Consider the following 21,119-nt stretch of genomic DNA (forward strand, 5'->3'; position numbering starts at 1 on the left):
TTTCTTTGTGCTCTTTGCGAGAAAGAGAAAAAATAAGTTGCATGCAAAGCACGCTAAGGTTGTTCGCGAAGCCCGCAAAGGTTTTTTTGGTATCATTTCTTTGTGCTCATTGCGAGAAAAAATAAGTTGCCCGCAAAGCACGCTAAGGTTGTTCTCGAAGCCCGTAAGGTTTTTTTTGGTATCATTTCTTTGCGCTCTTTGCGAGAAAAAATAAGTTGCACGCAAAGCACGCTAAGATTGTTCGCGAAGCCAGCAAAGGTTTTTTTGGTATCATTTCTTTGCGAGAAAAAATTTACTTAAAAGGCATATCGCCCAAAACTTTCCAATCTGTGTTTTGTATGCTTCATTTTTCTATTTTCATATTTCATTCAAAAAAATATGCTCAAAAAAATGAGAGGTTGTTACATTTGCACAATTTCATACTCATGAGCAATAACCTTCTTCACAACGAATCCATCCCATCTGCACGAAAAAAAATCATTGTTTTAGGAAGCGGCCCCAACAGAATTGGCCAGGGTATTGAATTCGATTACTGCTGTGTGCACGGCTTATTAGCCATTAAAGAATGTGGATATGAAGCCATTATGGTAAACTGTAATCCTGAAACCGTATCTACCGATTTTGATATGGCCGATAAATTGTATTTTGAACCAGTGTTTTGGGAACATTTGTGGGAAATTATTGAATTAGAGCAACCGGACGGGGTTATTGTACAATTGGGCGGACAAACCGCATTGAAATTATCGAAACGCTTACATGAAAAAGGGATTAAAATCATTGGCACCTCATTCGATGATATGGATATTGCCGAAGACCGCGGCCGTTTTAGCGATTTGTTGAAACAATTGGATATTCCTTATCCTGAATATGGCACCGCTTTTACTGCCGATGAAGCTATTGAAGTGGCCAACAGAGTGGGCTATCCTGTTTTGGTAAGGCCGAGTTATGTTTTAGGCGGACAAAGAATGCGGATTGTAATTAATGATGAGGAAGTTGAAAAAGCAGTAGTGAGCCTTTTAAAACATATTCCGGATAATAAAATATTAATTGACCATTTTTTAGACCGTTGCCAGGAAGCAGAAGTAGATGCCATTTTTGATGGCGAAAACTTTCATGTAATGGGTGTGATGGAACATATAGAGCCGGCAGGTATTCACAGTGGCGATAGCAATGCCGTGTTGCCCGCATTTAACCTAAGCCCTTTGTTGGTGGAAACTATGGAGTATTACAGCGAGAAAATTGCACGTGCTTTAAATATAAAAGGGTTGATTAATATACAATTTGCCATTAAAGGCAATACGGTGTATGTGATTGAAGCCAATCCCCGAGCCAGCCGTACCACACCATTTATTGCAAAAGCCCATCAGGTGCCTTATTTAAACATAGCTACCAAAGTAATGCTGGGTGCTGCAAAATTGACCGATTTTGTGATTGAAAAGAAATTAGACGGCTATGCCATTAAAGAACCGGTATTCAGTTTCGATAAGTTCCCCGGTGTAAGTAAAGAGCTGGGTCCTGAAATGAAAAGCACCGGCGAAGCCATCCGGTTTATTAAAGATTTACGTGACCCTTACTTCAGAACCCTGTACAAGGAAAGAAGTATGAATTTGAGTAAGTAATAGGGAAGAAACTTCTTGGAACTTAAACCGGTGGCTCCGTTATTGAATTATAACATTGGGTAGTGCATAACTGAGCAATGGTTTCAAATGAATTACAACTGATTAATATCTACCAATTTATTTCTTAATGCATAAATGGCCAGGCCCATGCGGCTGTGTACATTCAGCTTTTCAAAAAGGGCATTGCGGTAATCATCCAATGTTCGGGGACTGATGAACAAACGTTCGGCAATATCTTTATAGGTTAATTCGGTACAAATTAAACGTAAAAAATCTTTTTCTTTTTCGGTGAGTGTTTCTGGTTCAGAGGCTTTTTGAGCGCCACTTTGCAAACCACTGATTACTTTACCGGAAATGGTATCAGATAAATAAAAATCTTTGTCCAACACTGAATCTAAAGCGCCATTCAATTCTTCCGGTTCTACATTCTTCATTAAAAACCCTTTGGCTCCTAATTTTATCATTTGAATAATATTGGTATCATCGCTTTCCATTGAAAGCGCCAATATTTTAATGTGCGGATGGTGTTTGGTTAACCAACGGGCCGTTTCATAACCATCCATTTCTGGCATATTAATATCTAACAGCACAATATCGGGCAATACCTGTTTACTTAATTTTTCAATAAATTCTTTACCATTACTGGCTTCAAAAGCAACGGTATAATTTTCGTAACTGCAAATTAAACGGGCTAAAGCACTGCGTAATAAAACATGATCGTCAACTACTGCTACTTTATAGGATGGTATATTATTGGCATTGCCAATCATAAGTCAGCGTTTTGTTGTAAAATATGGGTGGTTGATAGCGGTAAAATTATTTTAATTTCAGTTCCGTACTCTAAGATACTGCTAATTTCTATTTCTGCATTAATCATTTTTGCCCGGTTATATAAATTGCTTAACCCAAGCCCGGAGTTTTTAGATGCTTCTTCCATTTTTTCTTTTATACTAAAGCCCACGCCATTATCTTTAATACTCAAAACAAATTTATTTTCTTCCGGATAATACATACAAATATCAATAGCAGTAGCATGCGCATGTTTAATAATATTACTGAGTGCTTCCTGAAACATGCGGAATAAAAATATATTGGTTTCTTCATTAAATTTTACCTGAAAATTACTGGTAGGGTATTCAAATTTTACCTGGTATTTGCCACTTTCTCTTAAACGGTCTACTTCATTTGAAATGGAGAATTCCAAATTAATTTTTTCTGCTTTTTCTGTATGCAGGGTTTTAGTGAGGCGCGATATATCGGCAATTACAAACTTTAAACTATTGGCAGAGCTTATCAGCATTTCTTTGGCCTCAGGTTTTTGAAGCATAATGCGGGCAGTACTTATCGTTAATTTAATAACCTGTAATTGCTGGCCAATGCTATCGTGCAGTTCCTGTGCAATATTGGTCATGGTACGTTCCTGTACAATAATTCTTTCCCTTAAAATTTGCTGTTCGTGGCGTTGTTTCAGCAGGGTCATTTCCCGTAAAAAATTATGCTGGCGCCGTTGGTACAACAATACCATGCCCACAATGAAACCTACCAGACTAAAACCTAGTACGGTTCCAAGTACAATGATAGAGGTGATTTCGTTACCTTGAATCGGCATAAGAATGCAATACTAAACATTGTATACAATATAATATTCAAAATCTGAATGAAAAGATTAAAATTTTTCAGCAAAGTATGCGGTAAGCTCATAACAAAATTGGTAAAGCCATAAATGGGGAAACTCACCGCATAGAAAAACAGCAAGCCGCTGCAAATCCAAAAATCGGGCATACGCACAAGGGTAACCGGTGTGGGGCGGAACAAAATTTCAAAAAAATAATACACTGCACAAAATACTACTACCAAACAACCGGCTGCATAGGTAATGGTATGAAATACCATGATGCCCTGGATGAAGAAAATATTAATAAATGCCGCAAGGCCATACACTACTATGATATATATAAATATTTTTTTTGCTATTGGACGGTGAATGAATTGGCGAATGGTGTATATATAAAATAGGAATTCAAAAGTGGTAAAAATATTATATAATGGGATGGTAGAAATAACTTTTGAACTGAGGTAGGCTCCTGTAATTTCAATAATAAATGTAACCAATAAAAAAATAGCAAATGAGAATAATTTATTAGGCTTAGATTCTTTAATATGGTATATTAAAGATGTAAGCCAACTAGTCATTAAAATTGATAACGCAATAAAATTCATAAATGAAAATAAAAAAAAGAATCAATTATTTGATTCTTTTGAATAAAATTTTATTTAAACAATAGGAATGTTAAATTAAAATCATACCGTCTTCCCCTTTGTCTACCAAAGTAACCCCCAGTTCATTGTCATCAATACTTTTGCCCAATGTGCCTGAACAATAGGGTGGGCATAAACTCATTGCGTTATACGCCAGAATATTGCTTTGCCCGCTGGCATCGGTATAGTAAATATCTTTATTCAACATGCCTACGCCGGTTTCGTTGTGTTTGGTACCTACCATTACTAAGGTTTGGCGGCCGGCATATTCCGGTTTTTCCGCATAATCGGCATCGTAAGCGCCAAAATAAAATTTAATACCATCGGCACCATGGCTTTTGGCTTTGGCAATAAATTCCTCCATCTCTTCTATGCTCCACCATCCACTTAATGAATCTTCTTTACCAATTCTTTCACTGTTGTGTACCCAACGTTCTTGTTTGTAATTACGGATTACTTTGTCAACATGAGCGGTATTTACGTATTTACCAACCTTTAATGATTTTTTTTCAATAGTTTGCATAGCTGTAGGTTTTTTAGATGTTTAAAAATTTGTTGTTTTTGAATGACAGAGTAAAACTATTTAATAGTTTTTTTGAATTATATTCAGAACCCTTTGTTTATCAATCAATTACAGATTAATTTCATTCATAAACAATTCAGCACTAACCTTTTTTATGTACAAACCCGCAAAAAAAACCGTAAAAACACGGGGTAAAAAACCGTAAAAACACGGTATCAAAAACACGTAGTAACCCGCAGAAAAAACCCCGTAAAAGCACGGTAAAAAATACCGTTTTATTTTTTTTAACAATAATTACCTCAATTCAAAATAAGTATAGAAATTAGCTATGGGTTGACCGCCAACCGTTTTTACAAATCCAATATCCTAAGGCTTAGCCCAGTTATTTCCTCAAAATTTCTTCTGAATGTTTTGGGGAAATTTTTTTATACCCTGCCGTAAACAGCAAAAACGTCGATAACATTTTCCTGATTGTGTAATCTGTTGTATTTTTCTTTTTTCTATGCATACATCTGCCCACCCCATACCGCAACATTTTGGCCCCAACTGGCTGCAAAAAGCACCCATGCTGCGTTTGCTGGTTCCTTTTATGGCCGGTATTTTGTTGCAATATCATTTTTCCATTACTTTTTTAACGCTGCTGGTGGGTGGATTGGGCGGTTGCCTGTTGCTCACTGCTTTTCAATTATTACCACTTGCCTGGCGCTACCATTGGTTTTGGGTAAAAGGATGCATACTGCAGTTTATTTTTATAGTATTGGGCATGAGTGTGTATACGCTGCAGGTACAACAAACCCAACCCGCACCCTTGTTACAGCCGGGAAAACAGGAAATACTCGTACAATTTGATGAACCGCTTACAGAGCGTGATAAAACTTATAAGGGGGTAGCCACTTTGCAACAACAAATTGTGAAGGGCAGGCCACAAATGGCTAAAGGTAAAATCATCCTCTATTTTCAAAAAGATACGGCTTTGTTACGGCATATTCCGGCTATACAAGCAGGAACATTGTTGTTAATGCAGGCTACTGTGCAACCCATTGCCAATTCGGGTAATCCCGGTGCTTTTAACTACATAGCCTGGTGCCACCGGAAAGGTATTTATTATCAGAGTTTTGTACCCATGCGGCAATGCGTTGTGGTAACCGGTGGACATTTATCAACCCTGCAAACTACGTTATGGCAACTACGCAAAGGTGTTTTACAAATTTTAGATAAATATATTCCGGATAAAGATGCCCGGGGTGTGGCTGCAGCTTTGTTGATTGGATATCGTAATTATTTAGACCGCGAACTGGTGCAGGCATACAGCAATGTGGGTGTGGTGCATATCATTGCCATTAGCGGGTTGCATTTGGGAATGATATATGGGTTATTGTTCTTTTTACTGGCACCATTGGAACGTTCGGCAAAATGGCGGCCGGTGAAATATTGCTTAATGTTAAGTGTTATATGGCTATTTACCGCAATTGCCGGTGGCGTGCCTTCTATTGCCCGCAGTGCAGTAATGTTTTCATTCATTATTTTGGGGCAATGGTTAAACCGTAACACCCATATTTACAATAATCTGGCCGCTTCTGCATTCTTCTTGTTATTGTACAACCCTTTTAATTTATGGGATGTGGGTTTTCAGCTTAGTTATGCAGCGGTATTGAGTATTGTGTTATTTCAGCCCATTATACAACAACAACTGAACTGGCCGGGACTGCTTAAAAAAATAGGACAATTAATGGCCATTACGCTTGCTGCACAAATACTCACTTTGCCCATCAGTTGGTACCATTTCCATCAGTTTCCGGTTTATTTTTTATTGGCCAATATTTGGGTGGTGCCATTGTCAGGGTTGTTATTATATGGGTTAATGGCACTTTTATTGGTGCATAGCTGGCCTGCGGTTGCGGTACTTTTCGGTAAATTTTTGAACAATGGAATTGAATGGATGAATGCGGGTATTACTGCTATTGATCATTGGCCGCATGCGATTTGGGGTGGTATTCAAATCAATGCATGGCAGACAGGGTGTGTAATCATAGCCATTGCCGGCATGGGTTATTGGTTTTTACAGAAAACAACAGCAGGTATTTATTGGGCACTCCTGGCTACTTTATTGTTTGCCGGCATTCGTTCGGCTGATTTATTGGAAAAGCAACAGCAAACCAAACTCATAGTTTATCAGGTGCCCAAAACGACAGCTATCGATATTATTCAGGGGCGTAACTGCCGGTTTATAGGGGCGCCTGAACTTTTGGAAGATGGATATCTGCGAAATTTTCATTTGCAGCCCTCCCGTATTTTACATCGTATACAAACTATTCAGGTGTTAGATACCCAATTAACCGCACCTAAAATCATTACCCTGCAACAAAAACAGATTGTATGGCTCAACAATCGGCTAACTTTATCCTCATTACCGGCTCCGTCTATACATCCAGAAGTAGTGATTCTTTCCCAAAATCCAAACGTTTCGCTGCTGGAAATACACCGGCAATGGCCTTGTAAACAGTTTGTTGCCGATGGTAGTAATTCCTTGTGGAAAATCAATCAATGGAAAAAAGAAGCCGAGGCTTTACATTTGCGCCTTCATTCCATTCCCGAATCGGGGGCTTTTACTTTAAATTTATAGCCACCGCGGGTTATTCCGGCAAACAACCAATCGTACCATAGTATGCAAAAACAAATGAAGTCGGCCCTAGTTTCAGTTTTTTATAAAGACGGATTAGCGCCCATTGCCCGGCAATTACAGGCATTAGGAATTACTATTTATTCAACCGGTGGCACCCAACAATTTTTAGAAAAAGAAGTGGGTGTACCCTGTGTAGGCGTTGAAACACTTACCCATTATCCGAGTATTTTGGGGGGAAGGGTAAAAACCCTGCATCCGGCCGTTTTTGGCGGAATTTTAGGCAGAAGAGCAGAAGCACAGGATATGGCCGAAATGCAACAGTATGCCATTCCTGAAATTGATTTGGTGATAGTGGATTTATACCCTTTTGAAGAAACTGTTGCTGCCACCCATGAAGAAGCAAAAATTATTGAAAAAATTGATATTGGCGGTCCGTCAATGATTCGTGCGGCTGCCAAAAATTTTAAAGATGTAATGGTAGTGGCAGCTAAAGAAGATTATGCTGCTTTACTGCAATTGCTTACTGAACAACAAGGTGCCACTACATTGGAACAACGGCGTGCCTTTGCCGCCAAGGCTTTTGAAGTAGTGATGCATTATGATGTAGCTATTCACCAATATTTTACACCCCCGGCTTCTTTAACAGAGCAAGTGTTGCGTTATGGAGAAAATCCGCATCAGAAAGCCGCATTCAGGGGTAATTTAAGCGCTTTGTTTCAGCAACTGCATGGAAAAGAATTATCGTACAATAATTTGGTAGATGTAGAAGCGGCCATTCAATTGTTGTTAGATATTAAAACGGTAGCCAAACAACCGGTATTTGCCATCTTTAAACATACCAACGTATGTGGCATTGCTGAAAGGCCTACTTTGAAAGAAAGCTGGGAAGCTGCTTTAGCCGGCGACCCGGAAAGTGCTTTTGGCGGGGTGTTGATTACCGATCATATTGTAGATGCCGCAACCGCAACCGCTATTCAGGAAATATTTTTTGAAGTATTGATTGCCCCGGGCTTTGATGCCGAAGCCCTGCGTATTCTGCAGTTAAAAAAGAACCGTATTTTATTGCAATTGCATCCTGAAATTACATTGGAAAAACAACAACAAAAATCATTACTCAACGGCATATTGCAACAAACTGCCGATGAAGGAAATATTTTGGAATACAAAGAAACAGGTGGAAGAACTACAACCGAATGGGAAAAAGAAAATTTATTGTTTGCCAATTTGGTTTGCAAACATTTAAAAAGCAACGCAATAGCATTGGTGAAGGATAAACAGCTGGTGGGAAAGGGTTGCGGACAAACTTCGCGTATTGATGCCTTGCGGCATGCCATAGAAAAAGCGCAGCAATTTAATTTTTCACTGAAAGGTGCTGTATTGGCCAGTGATGCTTTTTTCCCTTTTAATGATTGTGTACAAATTGCACATGCTGCCGGCATTGAATGTTATATTCAACCCGGTGGTTCTATTCGCGATAAAGACAGTATTGATTATTGTGTGGAAAATAAACTGGCTATGGTATTTACCAACTTGCGCCACTTTAAACATTAAACACAACCATTGTAGTGCTTTTTATTAATCTGATTCAATTAGGCCACTTCAGTTTATAAGTGGCCTTTTATACACCATGCAAACAAAAACTAAAGCCTATATTGCTTTTGCTGCCACCGGTATTTTATGGGGCAGTACATGGGAAGCCAGTAAAATTGGGGTAGGTACCTTACCCGGTTTACAATTTTCAGCCATACGGCAGTGCATTGCCGGATTGTTGATAATAGGTTATTTTATGGCTAAGGGGCAACCACTACCTACACGCAGACAATTTGTATTTTTAGCAGGAATGGGTTTTTTTACTTTCTTTTTATCAAATGGAGTGAGTACCTGGGGGCTTAATTATATTTCCGGGGGTATGGCTGCACTCATTGCAGCTATGTATCCATTATTTGTTGTTCTCATTGAAATTATTTTCTTCAAAAAAAATATAGCACGTCCTGCCACTTTTTTGGGGCTTGCAATGGGTATAGGCGGTATTGTATTGGTATTTTATGAAAATGCCATACATCAAAACACGCCGCATTATTGGAAGGGTATATTACTTTGTTTAATTGCTACGCTCGGTTGGAGTGTGGGTACTATTTTACTGGCCGGAAACACTTTACAAATACATCGGCAATATGCATTGGGTTGGCAAATGTTTTCTGCTTCTTTTTTTATAGGTTTCCTGGCATTTGTTACCGGTAATCATATTCCGTTTCATCAAATTACACTTACTTCATGGTTCGCTATGGCTTATCTTGTTGTAGCGGGTTCAATCCTGGCTTTTAAAGCATTTTTGTATACGATGGAACATTTAACACCTTCGGTGGCTGCATTGTATGCATATATTAACCCAATTGTAGCTTTGTTAATTGGAGCTGCTTTATTGAATGATGCTTTAACTTTTACAAATATTGTTGGTTCGCTGATTACTTTGGCAGGTGTTTATATTGTGAATAGAAGTGTACAAGTCCATACAATGACCATTGCCGATGCCGAGGGCATGTAGTACCCATATTTACGGTGTTGTAAAAAAATTGTAAAAAGCTTGTTTCCACGCTTTCATATTCCACTCATTACTAATGCAGTGATTATGCCATACCGGCATGCAAAAACCATTTACCGATTGGGTTATTGTTATCAATTGCTGTAACTCGGTATAAGCGGCCTGTGGTGTTAGCTTTTGTTGAAAAATGGCAGCAGTATCCATCCAGCAAAAAGGGTAAACCGTTAGGTGGGTGGTAGTTTCTTTTGGTAAATGATACCATTGAAACGGTTGTGCATACGATGCCCTGAAACCATTTACAGTGCTGTATCCCATTGAATAGTCGGCGGTAATTCCTAACTCAATCAGTTGTTCATAGCTTTCCGGTAAATGAAAGTGTAAGTAATGAAATCGGTTTTTGGTGATGGGAGATTTTATAAGGTTAGTAAGGATTTTTATTTCCTGCTCAGCTACGGCTAAGTTCGGTGCCGTACTGCTTTGTACCGATAAATGAATGCCCGTTTCAAATTGCTGGCTGATGCGTTTAATGAGCCTTTGCATTCCTTTTTTATAGGGTGCAATATTTTTATCTAATTTATGTTTATTTTGGGATAGCAGAAAAAAGAATAATGCAGGAAGGTGCTGGGTAGTTAATATTTGAGTCATCTCATCAAATACGTCAAACGGATCACGTTGGTTGCCGGTAAATACACGTGCTGATTCTGTAAATTTCTCAAAATTTCCTGTTATCATGGCTTTAAAAAAATCTGCCATGTTTTTTATGATTCCCCGGTAATGGTATTTAAATGCCATATCAATATCAAAACCGGGAATAAATGTGAATGAATGTTGGGGTAATTGGTATGCAGGAAACAGGCATTGCATCTTTTTTTCAAACTGTTGCAACCACAAATCAATTAAGGGTATTTGGAGAAAATTTTCACGATAGGCTAAGCTTTTGTTTGCAGGGAACCTGCCAAAACTATCCGTTTCATGTGGTAAGTATTCTTCGTAACGGGATAGTAAATAAAATGATGCAGCAAAAATATCAAAGCCTAATTCACTCGCAAAACAAAAAAAAACGGGTGGTTTAAACCAATTGTCAATATATATCCGTTGTTTGTGTATATCGGTTTGATGTAACAGTCCGTGTGGTATAACATTTAAGCAAGGGCACTGAACCGTTAAAGTGGAGTAATTAATTTTAATGGATTTACACTTTTCAAAAAAGCGCAGGTCATGCGTAATTTGCCAATGTTTGCCTAACAAGGTTTCTATAATATAAGTTAACCTGGGCGAGGGTTCTTTTGCAAACAGCAAGTGTGTGGGGTTAGCAGCTTTCATAGGTAATACATGCTATCGTTTAGGTGCCTGTTCTTTCCACAACTCATTAAAAGTTTTTGGGCTGAACTGTAATGCGGTTCTGTGTTTAGTCCAGTCTTTGAATAATCGATGCACCATTTTGGTTTTCAGCTTTCCATTGCCTGTATTCATCATGCCTCTGTGCAGGCTGGCCATTTTCCAGGCTTTCCAGGCCAAACGTTCTGAGAGTCCACTATTGCCTTCCTGAACCGATTCGTGCCTGTTTTCTAACAATAATTCATGCAGATTAATACGTACCGGACAAACCTCTGTGCAGTTACCGCAAAGTGAGGATGCAAAACTGAGGTGTTGATACTCCTTCATTCCCTTTAAATGGGGCGTAATTACACTGCCAATGGGGCCGCTGTAGGTGGTTTCATAGCTATGGCCACCAATATTTTTATATACTGGGCAGGCATTTAAACAGGCACCGCAGCGTATACAGTACAATGCTTCACGGGTTTTTGCATTGGCCAAAAGGTTGGTGCGGCCATTGTCTAATAATATCACATACATTTCTTCAGGTCCGTCTGTTTCACCGGGTTGCCGCGGCCCTGTAATAATGGAATTATAAACGGTAATTTGCTGGCCAGTGCCAAACGATGACAATAAGGGCCAAAACAAAGGCAGGTCATACACCGAGGGTAACACTTTTTCAATTCCCACAATTACAATATGGGTATTGGGCCAGGCGGTTGTTAAACGTGCATTGCCTTCATTTTCAGTAATGGCAATACTGCCAATATCGGCCAGAATAAAATTGGCACCGGTTATCCCAATTTGCGCCGCAGTATATTTTTCCCTCAATTTTTGCCGGGCAATCTGCGTAATTTCACCGGGGGTTAAGCCACCGGGAACACCCAATTTATCGGCAAACAATTTAGCTACATCTTCCTTGCTTTTGTGCATGGCAGGGGTAACAATATGGTAGGGTGGTTCGCCATCCAATTGTTGAATGTATTCTCCCAAATCGGTTTCTACACTTTCAATGCCATTGGTTTCTAAAAAATGGTTTAAGTGAATTTCTTCGGTAACCATACTCTTGCTTTTTACAACAGTAGTACAGTTTTTAGCTTTACAAATATGGCCAATGGCAGCCAGTGCCTGTTCGGTATTTTCGGCCCAGATAACCTGCGCCCCACGGGCTGTTATTTGTTTTTCGAATTGCTCTAATAAAGTATCTAATTGTTCAATAGCACGCCATTTAATATTCTTGGCTTTTTCGCGAACAGCAGGCAGGTCGGCAAATTGTTGTTGCCCTTTTGGAACGGCAGCATTGTATTTGCCAATATTGAAATTAATTTTTCGGCGATGGTCTAAATCGGGTGCTTTAATGGTGCTTTTTGCAATAAAACCTGCTGCATTTTTGTTCATATCCTCTCAATTTAATGCTGATAAACACTTGCAATTTGAATTCAAAAAATTATTTTTTGGCCAGGCGCATATTTTCGGCGGTTGCTGACAGCGCTTCATAAAATTCGGTACCATATTTTCGAATCAGTGCATCTTTTAAGAAAAGATATACCGGTACTTTTAGTTGTTTACCCAGCGAACAGGCCGGACTGCACATCTTTTCCCTTGGTTCATAATTTACATATTCCACATCTGTATGTTTTTTACTGGCCGAAATGCGAATGGGGTATAAGTGACAGCTGATGGGCTTTTTCCATTGGGTTAGGCCTTGCATATATGCTTGTTCAAAAGCGCAAAGAATAACACCTTGCGCATCACGTTTGCCATAAATACAAATGCCTGAGCCAATGGTTGGGGTTACCCAGCCAAATTCCTTATCGTACACTGCTTCACCCTGTTTTTCCAGTTCTTTCAGTCCTGCTGCACTCATAAACGGCTTAGCTGCGGCAATGCTATCTTTTATTGATTTCAATTCGTCCATTTCCAGGGGCGCACCGGCATCGCCATCCTCGCAACAACTGCCTTTACATTTATTTAAATCGCATACAAATTGTTCTTCTACTACGGCATCGCTGATTAATACCTGATCAATTGCTATCATTTTATGTAATCGGGTTTAAATGGGTATTGGTTACAAAGGTAAAAGGTTTGGGGAAGTGATGGGTTATTTGCGGAAGATAGCTTTTTGATGAAGCAAGAAAGCCAAAGGCTACAGATTCATTTTTCTAAAAATTCTCAGACATTCATTGTGAAATCAGCATTCATATACATTTTGTTCGTTTTATTATAATAAAGCGAAAAGAGAGTAATTCAGGCCTGTGCTGATAAGGCACATTTCTGATATAACCCTCTTGACGATGTAATAAAAAGGTGATGTAATAAAAATAAGAGAATGTAGAGATTTTTGAAAGTGAATTGTTTGGATTGATAGAATCTTTTTTAATGATTCTTAATCTGCCTGCTTACCTTATTTTCCTGGTGGTTAATTTTTTCCTGTTGTTCTCTGGTAATATGCCCGTCATGTTTAGCAGCCATAGCTCTTTCTTCTTTGCGTATAGCACGATCTTCTTTGTGTAATTTAGCAGCTTCTGCTTTGCTCATTTTGCCATCTTCCACCTTATCATGAATGCGGGTATTCTGATTTTGTAAACGATCGTTTACCTGATCGCGGCGGGGATGGGTTTTATCCCATTTTTTTTCTTGTGCAAATGATGCAACAGAAATACTTAATAGGGCTACAACGGCCAATGGTAATAGTTGTTTTGTTTTCATGATAGTATTTTTTAATTGTTTAAAGGTAATAGACTTGAAGAATAATGCAAGGTTTAAATGAACACAAGGGCAAACTGACATGTTCTGAAATAGGTTGACAGAACTGTTCACTTTATTTTGCATAAAATGAGTCAAAAAAAGAAAAACAAAAGAGGAAATTGTTGCCGGATATTTTACAAGCAACTACACTTATCTTTGATTACAACGATAAAGGTGATTATAGTAGAGATGTGCCTTAAAAACACTGGCTCGAAAGTAATCATCTTTATTTTTTAAAAGGTACTCGTTGTGATTTGCTTTCAAATGCTTTTAATCAGATTTTTAATGGCGTTCTATTGTTCATGTGTTTAATCTTTGCTTTTGTAAAATAGTGTTCTTTCCAACAGTGTATGCATAAACTGATGCAGGAATATATTTTAATTTTAAGTCGTCTATTTCTTTTGTCCCTTCTTTGTCAATAGTTGTAATTAAAGACGTTTTCAAGTTGTTGTCTCTTAGGAATTGCAGTAGAGGTTTTAAGTCGCCTGGTTTTTCAAAAAACTGATTACTCCATTTGATTTCTACAGCCCATTGCGGTTTAAAATTTTTGTCGTCAAGTTTTACCATATCAACTTCTCCTTTCTGCCATCTGGCATAATATGGAGTGAACCAATCTCTGTGCAGCCATTGAGCATAGATAGCTGTTTCTACCATGTTTCCTATGAACGGGTCAGTTGGTTGTAGCGGAGCAAACAACGCACTTCTCAATGAAGGATTAGTCAGGTAAATTTTGAACTGTGTTGCTCGTTGAAATTGTTTGGGCTTATTTGAAATTTTATGAACAACTTTTATAAGAAATGCAGCTTCTAAGTATTCAATGTAACGTTTAATGGTGTTCTTTTGAACGCCTGAATTTTTACTCAATTCTTCAAGGCTTACTTCTCCGGCACTGTTATATGCAATTGCCGTAAATAGCGAATTGAGTTCTTGAACGTCTCTTATTCCGTAAAGGCTGGGCAAGTCTCTTAATAAAACTTTGTCGATAATGTCACTTCTGATGTAGCGTCCCGGATTGCTTTGAATTTTATCTGAGAAAATAACTTCGGGATAACCACCATAATTGATATAGTCCAAAAAATACTTGTTAAGTTCATTTATATTATTGGTGCTGTAAAACTTTGTCAAACTACCTTGCCAGTCCAAATTGGTTTCTGTGATTAGTCTGTTTAATTGTTTTAAATGTAGAAACTCATTAAAAGTTAAAGGTGGTAACATGAAATCTGTGAATCTTCCTGCACCGCTCTCGTTACTCTTAAGTCGTAAAGCAGCTGCAGCAGAACCCGAGACCACAAATCGAGTATGAGGATAACTGTCAACCAATGACTTTAGATGCACTTCCCAATCTTTTAAATATTGTATTTCGTCAAAGAAAATAAACCACCCTTTAGGACTATATTGTTTTGTTGCTTTTCGGCAAAAGGTAAAAAGTTGCTCTAAACTAATATTGTTGTAAATAGGCGTTTCAATAGATATGAAAGCTATTTTCAGAGGGTCAATTTCGTTTTCAAGAAGATTTTGAACTGCATGATACATCATTACTGTTTTCCCAACTCTTCGAGGTCCCATTAGAACAACAGCACGTCTAACACCTGTCTCTGTAACGAGTGGCATGAATAAGTCAAAATATAATCTCCTTTGCATCGAGGTATAATAATCTTCTACTGTTCCTGTCACCCACCAAGGATTTTCAAATCTTAGTCGGTCGAGAACCTGTTCTTCAGAGTATGGTAATAAAGTCATTTTTAGTCATTTAATATCGCAAAAATACAATAATAAGATTATTGTACAAATCTTATTTATCATAAAATTGTGTCAATAAGGAAATTTACTTTAATAATGTTGCTTAATTGTCAGAATTGGTTGACGCTAAAATACGCTTGCTATCAACAGTTTGCGTGTTGCCGTAGTTGGCAATTTCGGTGCACTTCACTGTCAACCTGCACAAAGGTTTGATAGTATGTCTCGACCTAAAAAAAGTTTACACTATTTGGTTAATAATCCTAACACAAGTTTACATATAATTGTTAATACTAAATAAGGTTAACATTAAAAATGTTAATTGTTGCCGAGTATTTGACAGGCAACTACACTTATCTTTGATAACAACGATAAAGGTGATTATAGTAGGGATGTGTCAAAAAACACTGGCTCGAAAGTAATCATCTTTATTTTTTAAAAGGTACTCGTTGTGATTTGCTTTCAAATTCTTTTTATCAGATCTTTGATAACAACAAAAACTTAATGATGTAGAAAATGTCATTTGTTGTGATTTGCTTTCAAATTCTTTTTATCAGATCTTTGATAACAACATTTAAACCTTTTAAATGCCACGGGGCATCGTTGTGATTTGCTTTCAAATTCTTTTTATCAGATCTTTGATAACAACTGTTTTATCTTTTTCCGCAACCTTATTGCGGTTGTGATTTGCTTTCAAATTCTTTTTATCAGATCTTTGATAACAACTGGCCATGGAATTACTCAAACAATCCACCTGTTGTGATTTGCTTTCAAATTCTTTTTATCAGATCTTTGATAACAACCTCTGTTTGGTAAGCAAAGAAAACAATACCGTTGTGATTTGCTTTCAAATTCTTTTTATCAGATCTTTGATAACAACTTCAGTTATTTTTGAAAGAATAACCATACTGTTGTGATTTGCTTTCAAATTCTTTTTATCAGATCTTTGATAACAACCGCATTTCCCGTAAAGTTTCCCGTTTTTGTGTTGTGATTTGCTTTCAAATTCTTTTTATCAGATCTTTGATAACAACCCGGATAAAAAGTTTGGCTACGGATTTCAGTTGTGATTTGCTTTCAAATTCTTTTTATCAGATCTTTGATAACAACAGGCTATGCCAATAAAAATGGCTTTGAGCTGTTGTGATTTGCTTTCAAATTCTTTTTATCAGATCTTTGATAACAACATAAATGAGTTAGTTAGGTTAGCAAATGGTGTTGTGATTTGCTTTCAAATTCTTTTTATCAGATCTTTGATAACAACGAAAAGGCTGAAAAAGAAAGAATTGAAGCCGTTGTGATTTGCTTTCAAATTCTTTTTATCAGATCTTTGATAACAACGGCAACACTGGATTCACATTAATCCTGCTCGTTGTGATTTGCTTTCAAATTCTTTTTATCAGATCTTTGATAACAACAGGCAACACTGGATTCACATTAATCCTGCTGTTGTGATTTGCTTTCAAATTCTTTTTATCAGATCTTTGATAACAACAACACAAAATGGCGAGGTTATTATATATTAGTTGTGATTTGCTTTCAAATTCTTTTTATCAGATCTTTGATAACAACATAAGCTATTCAAATCAAAGTTATGGCTAAGTTGTGATTTGCTTTCAAATTCTTTTTATCAGATCTTTGATAACAACCTTTATCGTCTTTTTCAATAGTAGTAGTATGTTGTGATTTGCTTTCAAATTCTTTTTATCAGATCTTTGATAACAACAGCGATAGAATAAACAATGAGCTTTTGTATGTTGTGATTTGCTTTCAAATTCTTTTTATCAGATCTTTGATAACAACTAAAATATTTGCAAATTTTATCATATTCATGTTGTGATTTGCTTTCAAATTCTTTTTATCAGATCTTTGATAACAACATACAATGGTAAATTCATTGTTATTAAAGAGTTGTGATTTGCTTTCAAATTCTTTTTATCAGATCTTTGATAACAACAACAAAAGGCCTTTAACACTCCCTGTTATTGTTGTGATTTGCTTTCAAATTCTTTTTATCAGATCTTTGATAACAACAAACCCTTCTAAAGCAGGAGTAACATGTGAGTTGTGATTTGCTTTCAAATTCTTTTTATCAGATCTTTGATAACAACAAAGAAAATTATAAAAACGGGGAACGTGATGTTGTGATTTGCTTTCAAATTCTTTTTATCAGATCTTTGATAACAACGCACCCATACTGGGATGATAAAGGCGCCTAGTTGTGATTTGCTTTCAAATTCTTTTTATCAGATCTTTGATAACAACATCTACTTGATTTTGCTGACCAATCTTGTGTTGTGATTTGCTTTCAAATTCTTTTTATCAGATCTTTGATAACAACATTATCTAAATATGGTAATGGTGTAACTAAGTTGTGATTTGCTTTCAAATTCTTTTTATCAGATCTTTGATAACAACAAAAGAAACGAAGCCGGTAAAAGAAGCAGAGTTGTGATTTGCTTTCAAATTCTTTTTATCAGATCTTTGATAACAACAACTTTACAGCTATGATGATTAAAGAACTTGTTGTGATTTGCTTTCAAATTCTTTTTATCAGATCTTTGATAACAACTTCTCTTCATTATATTGGTATTGCGTTCCGGTTGTGATTTGCTTTCAAATTCTTTTTATCAGATCTTTGATAACAACTGAGTTGGCTAAATACAAAGGAATGACACAGTTGTGATTTGCTTTCAAATTCTTTTTATCAGATCTTTGATAACAACCAAATAGATGGATTTGATAAAGATTTAACTGTTGTGATTTGCTTTCAAATTCTTTTTATCAGATCTTTGATAACAACTCATTGCTCCTGATAATGAGGTATTTAATGGTTGTGATTTGCTTTCAAATTCTTTTTATCAGATCTTTGATAACAACTTCCCCGTTGTACCTGATGACATACCATTGGTTGTGATTTGCTTTCAAATTCTTTTTATCAGATCTTTGATAACAACTTTTTTTCATATTTTTAATTTTAAGCTATTGTTGTGATTTGCTTTCAAATTCTTTTTATCAGATCTTTGATAACAACCCATCCTCTTTAAACCCCGTAACCTTTCCGGTTGTGATTTGCTTTCAAATTCTTTTTATCAGATCTTTGATAACAACGAAACTGTGAAAGCTGATATTGAAGCCGCAGTTGTGATTTGCTTTCAAATTCTTTTTATCAGATCTTTGATAACAACAATCCGCTTGGTTAAGAAATCTGTTGCCATGTTGTGATTTGCTTTCAAATTCTTTTTATCAGATCTTTGATAACAACTTTTATAGCAATTTTGTTGCATGGCAACAGTTGTGATTTGCTTTCAAATTCTTTTTATCAGATCTTTGATAACAACTGATGATATTAAACTAACCACAAGGCAACAGTTGTGATTTGCTTTCAAATTCTTTTTATCAGATCTTTGATAACAACTTTAAACCTGTACAGATTAACATGTTTCAGTTGTGATTTGCTTTCAAATTCTTTTTATCAGATCTTTGATAACAACTCAAAAGCTTTCATTTCACGGCGTTTCCAAGTTGTGATTTGCTTTCAAATTCTTTTTATCAGATCTTTGATAACAACCATTATTCACAGCAGGTATGGCCGGTAATGTTGTGATTTGCTTTCAAATTCTTTTTATCAGATCTTTGATAACAACGACCAGCTTAAACAAATTGGAGAAAGAGTAGTTGTGATTTGCTTTCAAATTCTTTTTATCAGATCTTTGATAACAACTATTCCTTCCAAAACATTTCAAAGGTTACTGTTGTGATTTGCTTTCAAATTCTTTTTATCAGATCTTTGATAACAACACATATTGATCGGCACTGAATGCACGTTTGGTTGTGATTTGCTTTCAAATTCTTTTTATCAGATCTTTGATAACAACTGTATCCACGTTCGCTTTGTCGTATTGCTGTTGTGATTTGCTTTCAAATTCTTTTTATCAGATCTTTGATAACAACTAATTCACTTTTGGTGCGTACCATGTCTGGGTTGTGATTTGCTTTCAAATTCTTTTTATCAGATCTTTGATAACAACTAACCCGAATATCACCAAAGGCATTAATGAGTTGTGATTTGCTTTCAAATTCTTTTTATCAGATCTTTGATAACAACCTTTTTTTCTGGTAGCGCCTCCGCAATTCTGTTGTGATTTGCTTTCAAATTCTTTTTATCAGATCTTTGATAACAACTGGCGACACCATCTTAGAGACTATGTATGGGTTGTGATTTGCTTTCAAATTCTTTTTATCAGATCTTTGATAACAACATACACATCTTCAATGTTAGGCGTGTTTGGTTGTGATTTGCTTTCAAATTCTTTTTATCAGATCTTTGATAACAACATGGTTAATGATAGTATCTGCCACATCTGTGTTGTGATTTGCTTTCAAATTCTTTTTATCAGATCTTTGATAACAACGATGGCTCAAATTTTTCAATCAATACATCGGTTGTGATTTGCTTTCAAATTCTTTTTATCAGATCTTTGATAACAACTCCAATCCGTTTGAACGAGCAACACGTGCTGTTGTGATTTGCTTTCAAATTCTTTTTATCAGATCTTTGATAACAACTCAAATGTTGATTTAGATATTTTAAATTCCGTTGTGATTTGCTTTCAAATTCTTTTTATCAGATCTTTGATAACAACTTCTTAGCCGGAATGGGCTTAATTACTTCTGTTGTGATTTGCTTTCAAATTCTTTTTATCAGATCTTTGATAACAACATTGTTAGATGCCAAAGATGATTTGATGGTGTTGTGATTTGCTTTCAAATTCTTTTTATCAGATCTTTGATAACAACGCTAAAGAAAAAAAGTTAGAATGGCTAACAGTTGTGATTTGCTTTCAAATTCTTTTTATCAGATCTTTGATAACAACCGAGCTTATTAATGCCGCAGCCGAGCAATGGTTGTGATTTGCTTTCAAATTCTTTTTATCAGATCTTTGATAACAACAACGACTTTAAAAATAATAAACATGGCTAAGTTGTGATTTGCTTTCAAATTCTTTTTATCAGATCTTTGATAACAACAACCACTAAAATAAAAAACAATGAAGTACAGTTGTGATTTGCTTTCAAATTCTTTTTATCAGATCTTTGATAACAACAGGTAATTATACGGGAGCCATAAAGGTCTGTTGTGATTTGCTTTCAAATTCTTTTTATCAGATCTTTGATAACAACTAATAGTATCTTTTCTGTTTAGATCACGACGTTGTGATTTGCTTTCAAATTCTTTTTATCAGATCTTTGATAACAACTTCGGCGCTGAAACAATGCGGGATGGGGGTGTTGTGATTTGCTTTCAAATTCTTTTTATCAGATCTTTGATAACAACAGTAAATGCTGTAATACAATGACTGTAAGGGTTTTCAAAGAAAATAGAAAGAAAAAAATGATTGAAATGGCTGTGCCTGCAGTTGGCAGGGCAGCCTTTTTACTTTTCTATTTTTGTTATATTGCATTAAAATAACTCTAATTGCTGGGGTATGGGTTGTGCCGGCGCTTCTTTTTTACCCTGAAATAGCTCCATCATCCCAAATTGTTTGTCGGTAATGGTCATAATGCCCACATGCCCTTTTTCAGGTAATATTTTTTTAACCCGCTTTATATGCACGGCGGCGTTTTCCATGCTGGGGCAATGCCGCAGGTATATGGAAAATTGAAACATTACAAAGCCATCGGCCATAATTTTCTTCCTGAATTCTTGTGCCGTTTTTCGCTCTGTTTTGGTTTCGGTAGGTAAATCGA

The 21,119-nt window shown here is 36.5% G+C and carries 14 protein-coding genes and 1 CRISPR repeat array; of the genes, 4 read left to right on the top strand and 10 right to left on the bottom strand.

Annotation, left to right across the window (positions count from 1 at the left end; translation table 11 throughout):
* Positions 1–425: 425 nt before the first annotated feature.
* The gene (locus EO766_RS08675; protein WP_074420194.1) at positions 426–1,619 is read left to right on the top strand and encodes a carbamoyl phosphate synthase preATP-grasp domain-containing protein; all 1,194 of its coding nucleotides are present in this window, start codon (positions 426–428) and stop codon (positions 1,617–1,619) included.
* A gap of 92 nt (positions 1,620–1,711) precedes the next feature.
* On the opposite strand, the gene EO766_RS08680 is transcribed toward EO766_RS08675, so the two are convergent.
* The 4 genes from EO766_RS08680 to EO766_RS08695 form a co-directional block, all read right to left on the bottom strand.
* Positions 1,712–2,389, bottom strand: coding sequence for a response regulator transcription factor (locus EO766_RS08680; RefSeq protein WP_074420189.1), 678 nt, complete (start codon positions 2,387–2,389; stop codon positions 1,712–1,714).
* On the bottom strand, positions 2,386–3,228 hold the full coding sequence (locus tag EO766_RS08685) for a sensor histidine kinase (protein WP_074420190.1): 843 nt from the start codon (positions 3,226–3,228) through the stop codon (positions 2,386–2,388). The genes EO766_RS08680 and EO766_RS08685 overlap by 4 nt, the downstream gene beginning before the upstream one ends.
* Complete coding sequence (locus tag EO766_RS08690) at positions 3,174–3,812, bottom strand: hypothetical protein (protein ID WP_143439635.1); 639 nt, start codon at positions 3,810–3,812, stop codon at positions 3,174–3,176. The genes EO766_RS08685 and EO766_RS08690 overlap by 55 nt, the downstream gene beginning before the upstream one ends.
* Positions 3,813–3,909: 97 nt before the next feature.
* Positions 3,910–4,401, bottom strand: a complete 492-nt coding sequence (locus tag EO766_RS08695; protein WP_074420370.1) for a hypothetical protein — start codon at positions 4,399–4,401, stop codon at positions 3,910–3,912.
* Between the two features lie 502 nt (positions 4,402–4,903).
* Here EO766_RS08695 and EO766_RS08700 point away from each other — a divergent pair.
* The 3 genes from EO766_RS08700 (at position 4,904) to EO766_RS08710 (ending at position 9,569) form a co-directional block, all read left to right on the top strand.
* On the top strand, positions 4,904–7,024 hold the full coding sequence (locus EO766_RS08700) for a ComEC/Rec2 family competence protein (RefSeq protein ID WP_074420372.1): 2,121 nt from the start codon (positions 4,904–4,906) through the stop codon (positions 7,022–7,024).
* A gap of 42 nt (positions 7,025–7,066) precedes the next feature.
* A complete protein-coding gene (gene purH, locus EO766_RS08705; RefSeq protein WP_074421104.1) occupies positions 7,067–8,575 on the top strand; it encodes a bifunctional phosphoribosylaminoimidazolecarboxamide formyltransferase/IMP cyclohydrolase in 1,509 nt (502 codons plus the stop codon).
* Between the two features lie 76 nt (positions 8,576–8,651).
* The gene (locus tag EO766_RS08710) at positions 8,652–9,569 is read left to right on the top strand and encodes a DMT family transporter (RefSeq protein ID WP_074420374.1); all 918 of its coding nucleotides are present in this window, start codon (positions 8,652–8,654) and stop codon (positions 9,567–9,569) included.
* 9 nt (positions 9,570–9,578) lie between these two features.
* On the opposite strand, the gene EO766_RS08715 is transcribed toward EO766_RS08710, so the two are convergent.
* The 6 genes from EO766_RS08715 to cas2 form a co-directional block, all read right to left on the bottom strand.
* Complete coding sequence (locus EO766_RS08715) at positions 9,579–10,889, bottom strand: DUF7033 domain-containing protein (RefSeq protein WP_074420375.1); 1,311 nt, start codon at positions 10,887–10,889, stop codon at positions 9,579–9,581.
* Between the two features lie 12 nt (positions 10,890–10,901).
* Positions 10,902–12,281, bottom strand: a complete 1,380-nt coding sequence (locus tag EO766_RS08720; protein WP_074420376.1) for a LutB/LldF family L-lactate oxidation iron-sulfur protein — start codon at positions 12,279–12,281, stop codon at positions 10,902–10,904.
* A 49-nt stretch (positions 12,282–12,330) separates the two neighbouring features.
* The gene (locus EO766_RS08725) at positions 12,331–12,921 is read right to left on the bottom strand and encodes a DUF3109 family protein (protein WP_287100880.1); all 591 of its coding nucleotides are present in this window, start codon (positions 12,919–12,921) and stop codon (positions 12,331–12,333) included.
* A gap of 338 nt (positions 12,922–13,259) precedes the next feature.
* Positions 13,260–13,592, bottom strand: coding sequence for a hypothetical protein (locus tag EO766_RS08730; RefSeq protein ID WP_141676777.1), 333 nt, complete (start codon positions 13,590–13,592; stop codon positions 13,260–13,262).
* Positions 13,593–13,931: 339 nt separating this feature from the next.
* Positions 13,932–15,371: an ATP-binding protein gene (locus EO766_RS08735; RefSeq protein WP_074420378.1), complete on the bottom strand. Its 1,440-nt coding sequence runs from the start codon at positions 15,369–15,371 to the stop codon at positions 13,932–13,934.
* Positions 15,372–15,816: 445 nt separating this feature from the next.
* A CRISPR array of direct repeats spans positions 15,817–20,706; the repeat unit is 47 nt; unit sequence GTTGTGATTTGCTTTCAAATTCTTTTTATCAGATCTTTGATAACAAC.
* 126 nt (positions 20,707–20,832) lie between these two features.
* Positions 20,833–21,119, bottom strand: a 287-nt coding sequence (gene cas2, locus EO766_RS08740) for a CRISPR-associated endonuclease Cas2 (protein ID WP_287100882.1), incomplete at its 5' end; no start/stop codon positions are given.

The organism is Hydrotalea sp. AMD, assembly GCF_004100315.1.
In the GTDB taxonomy this organism is placed as follows: Bacteria; Bacteroidota; Bacteroidia; order Chitinophagales; family Chitinophagaceae; genus Hydrotalea; species Hydrotalea flava.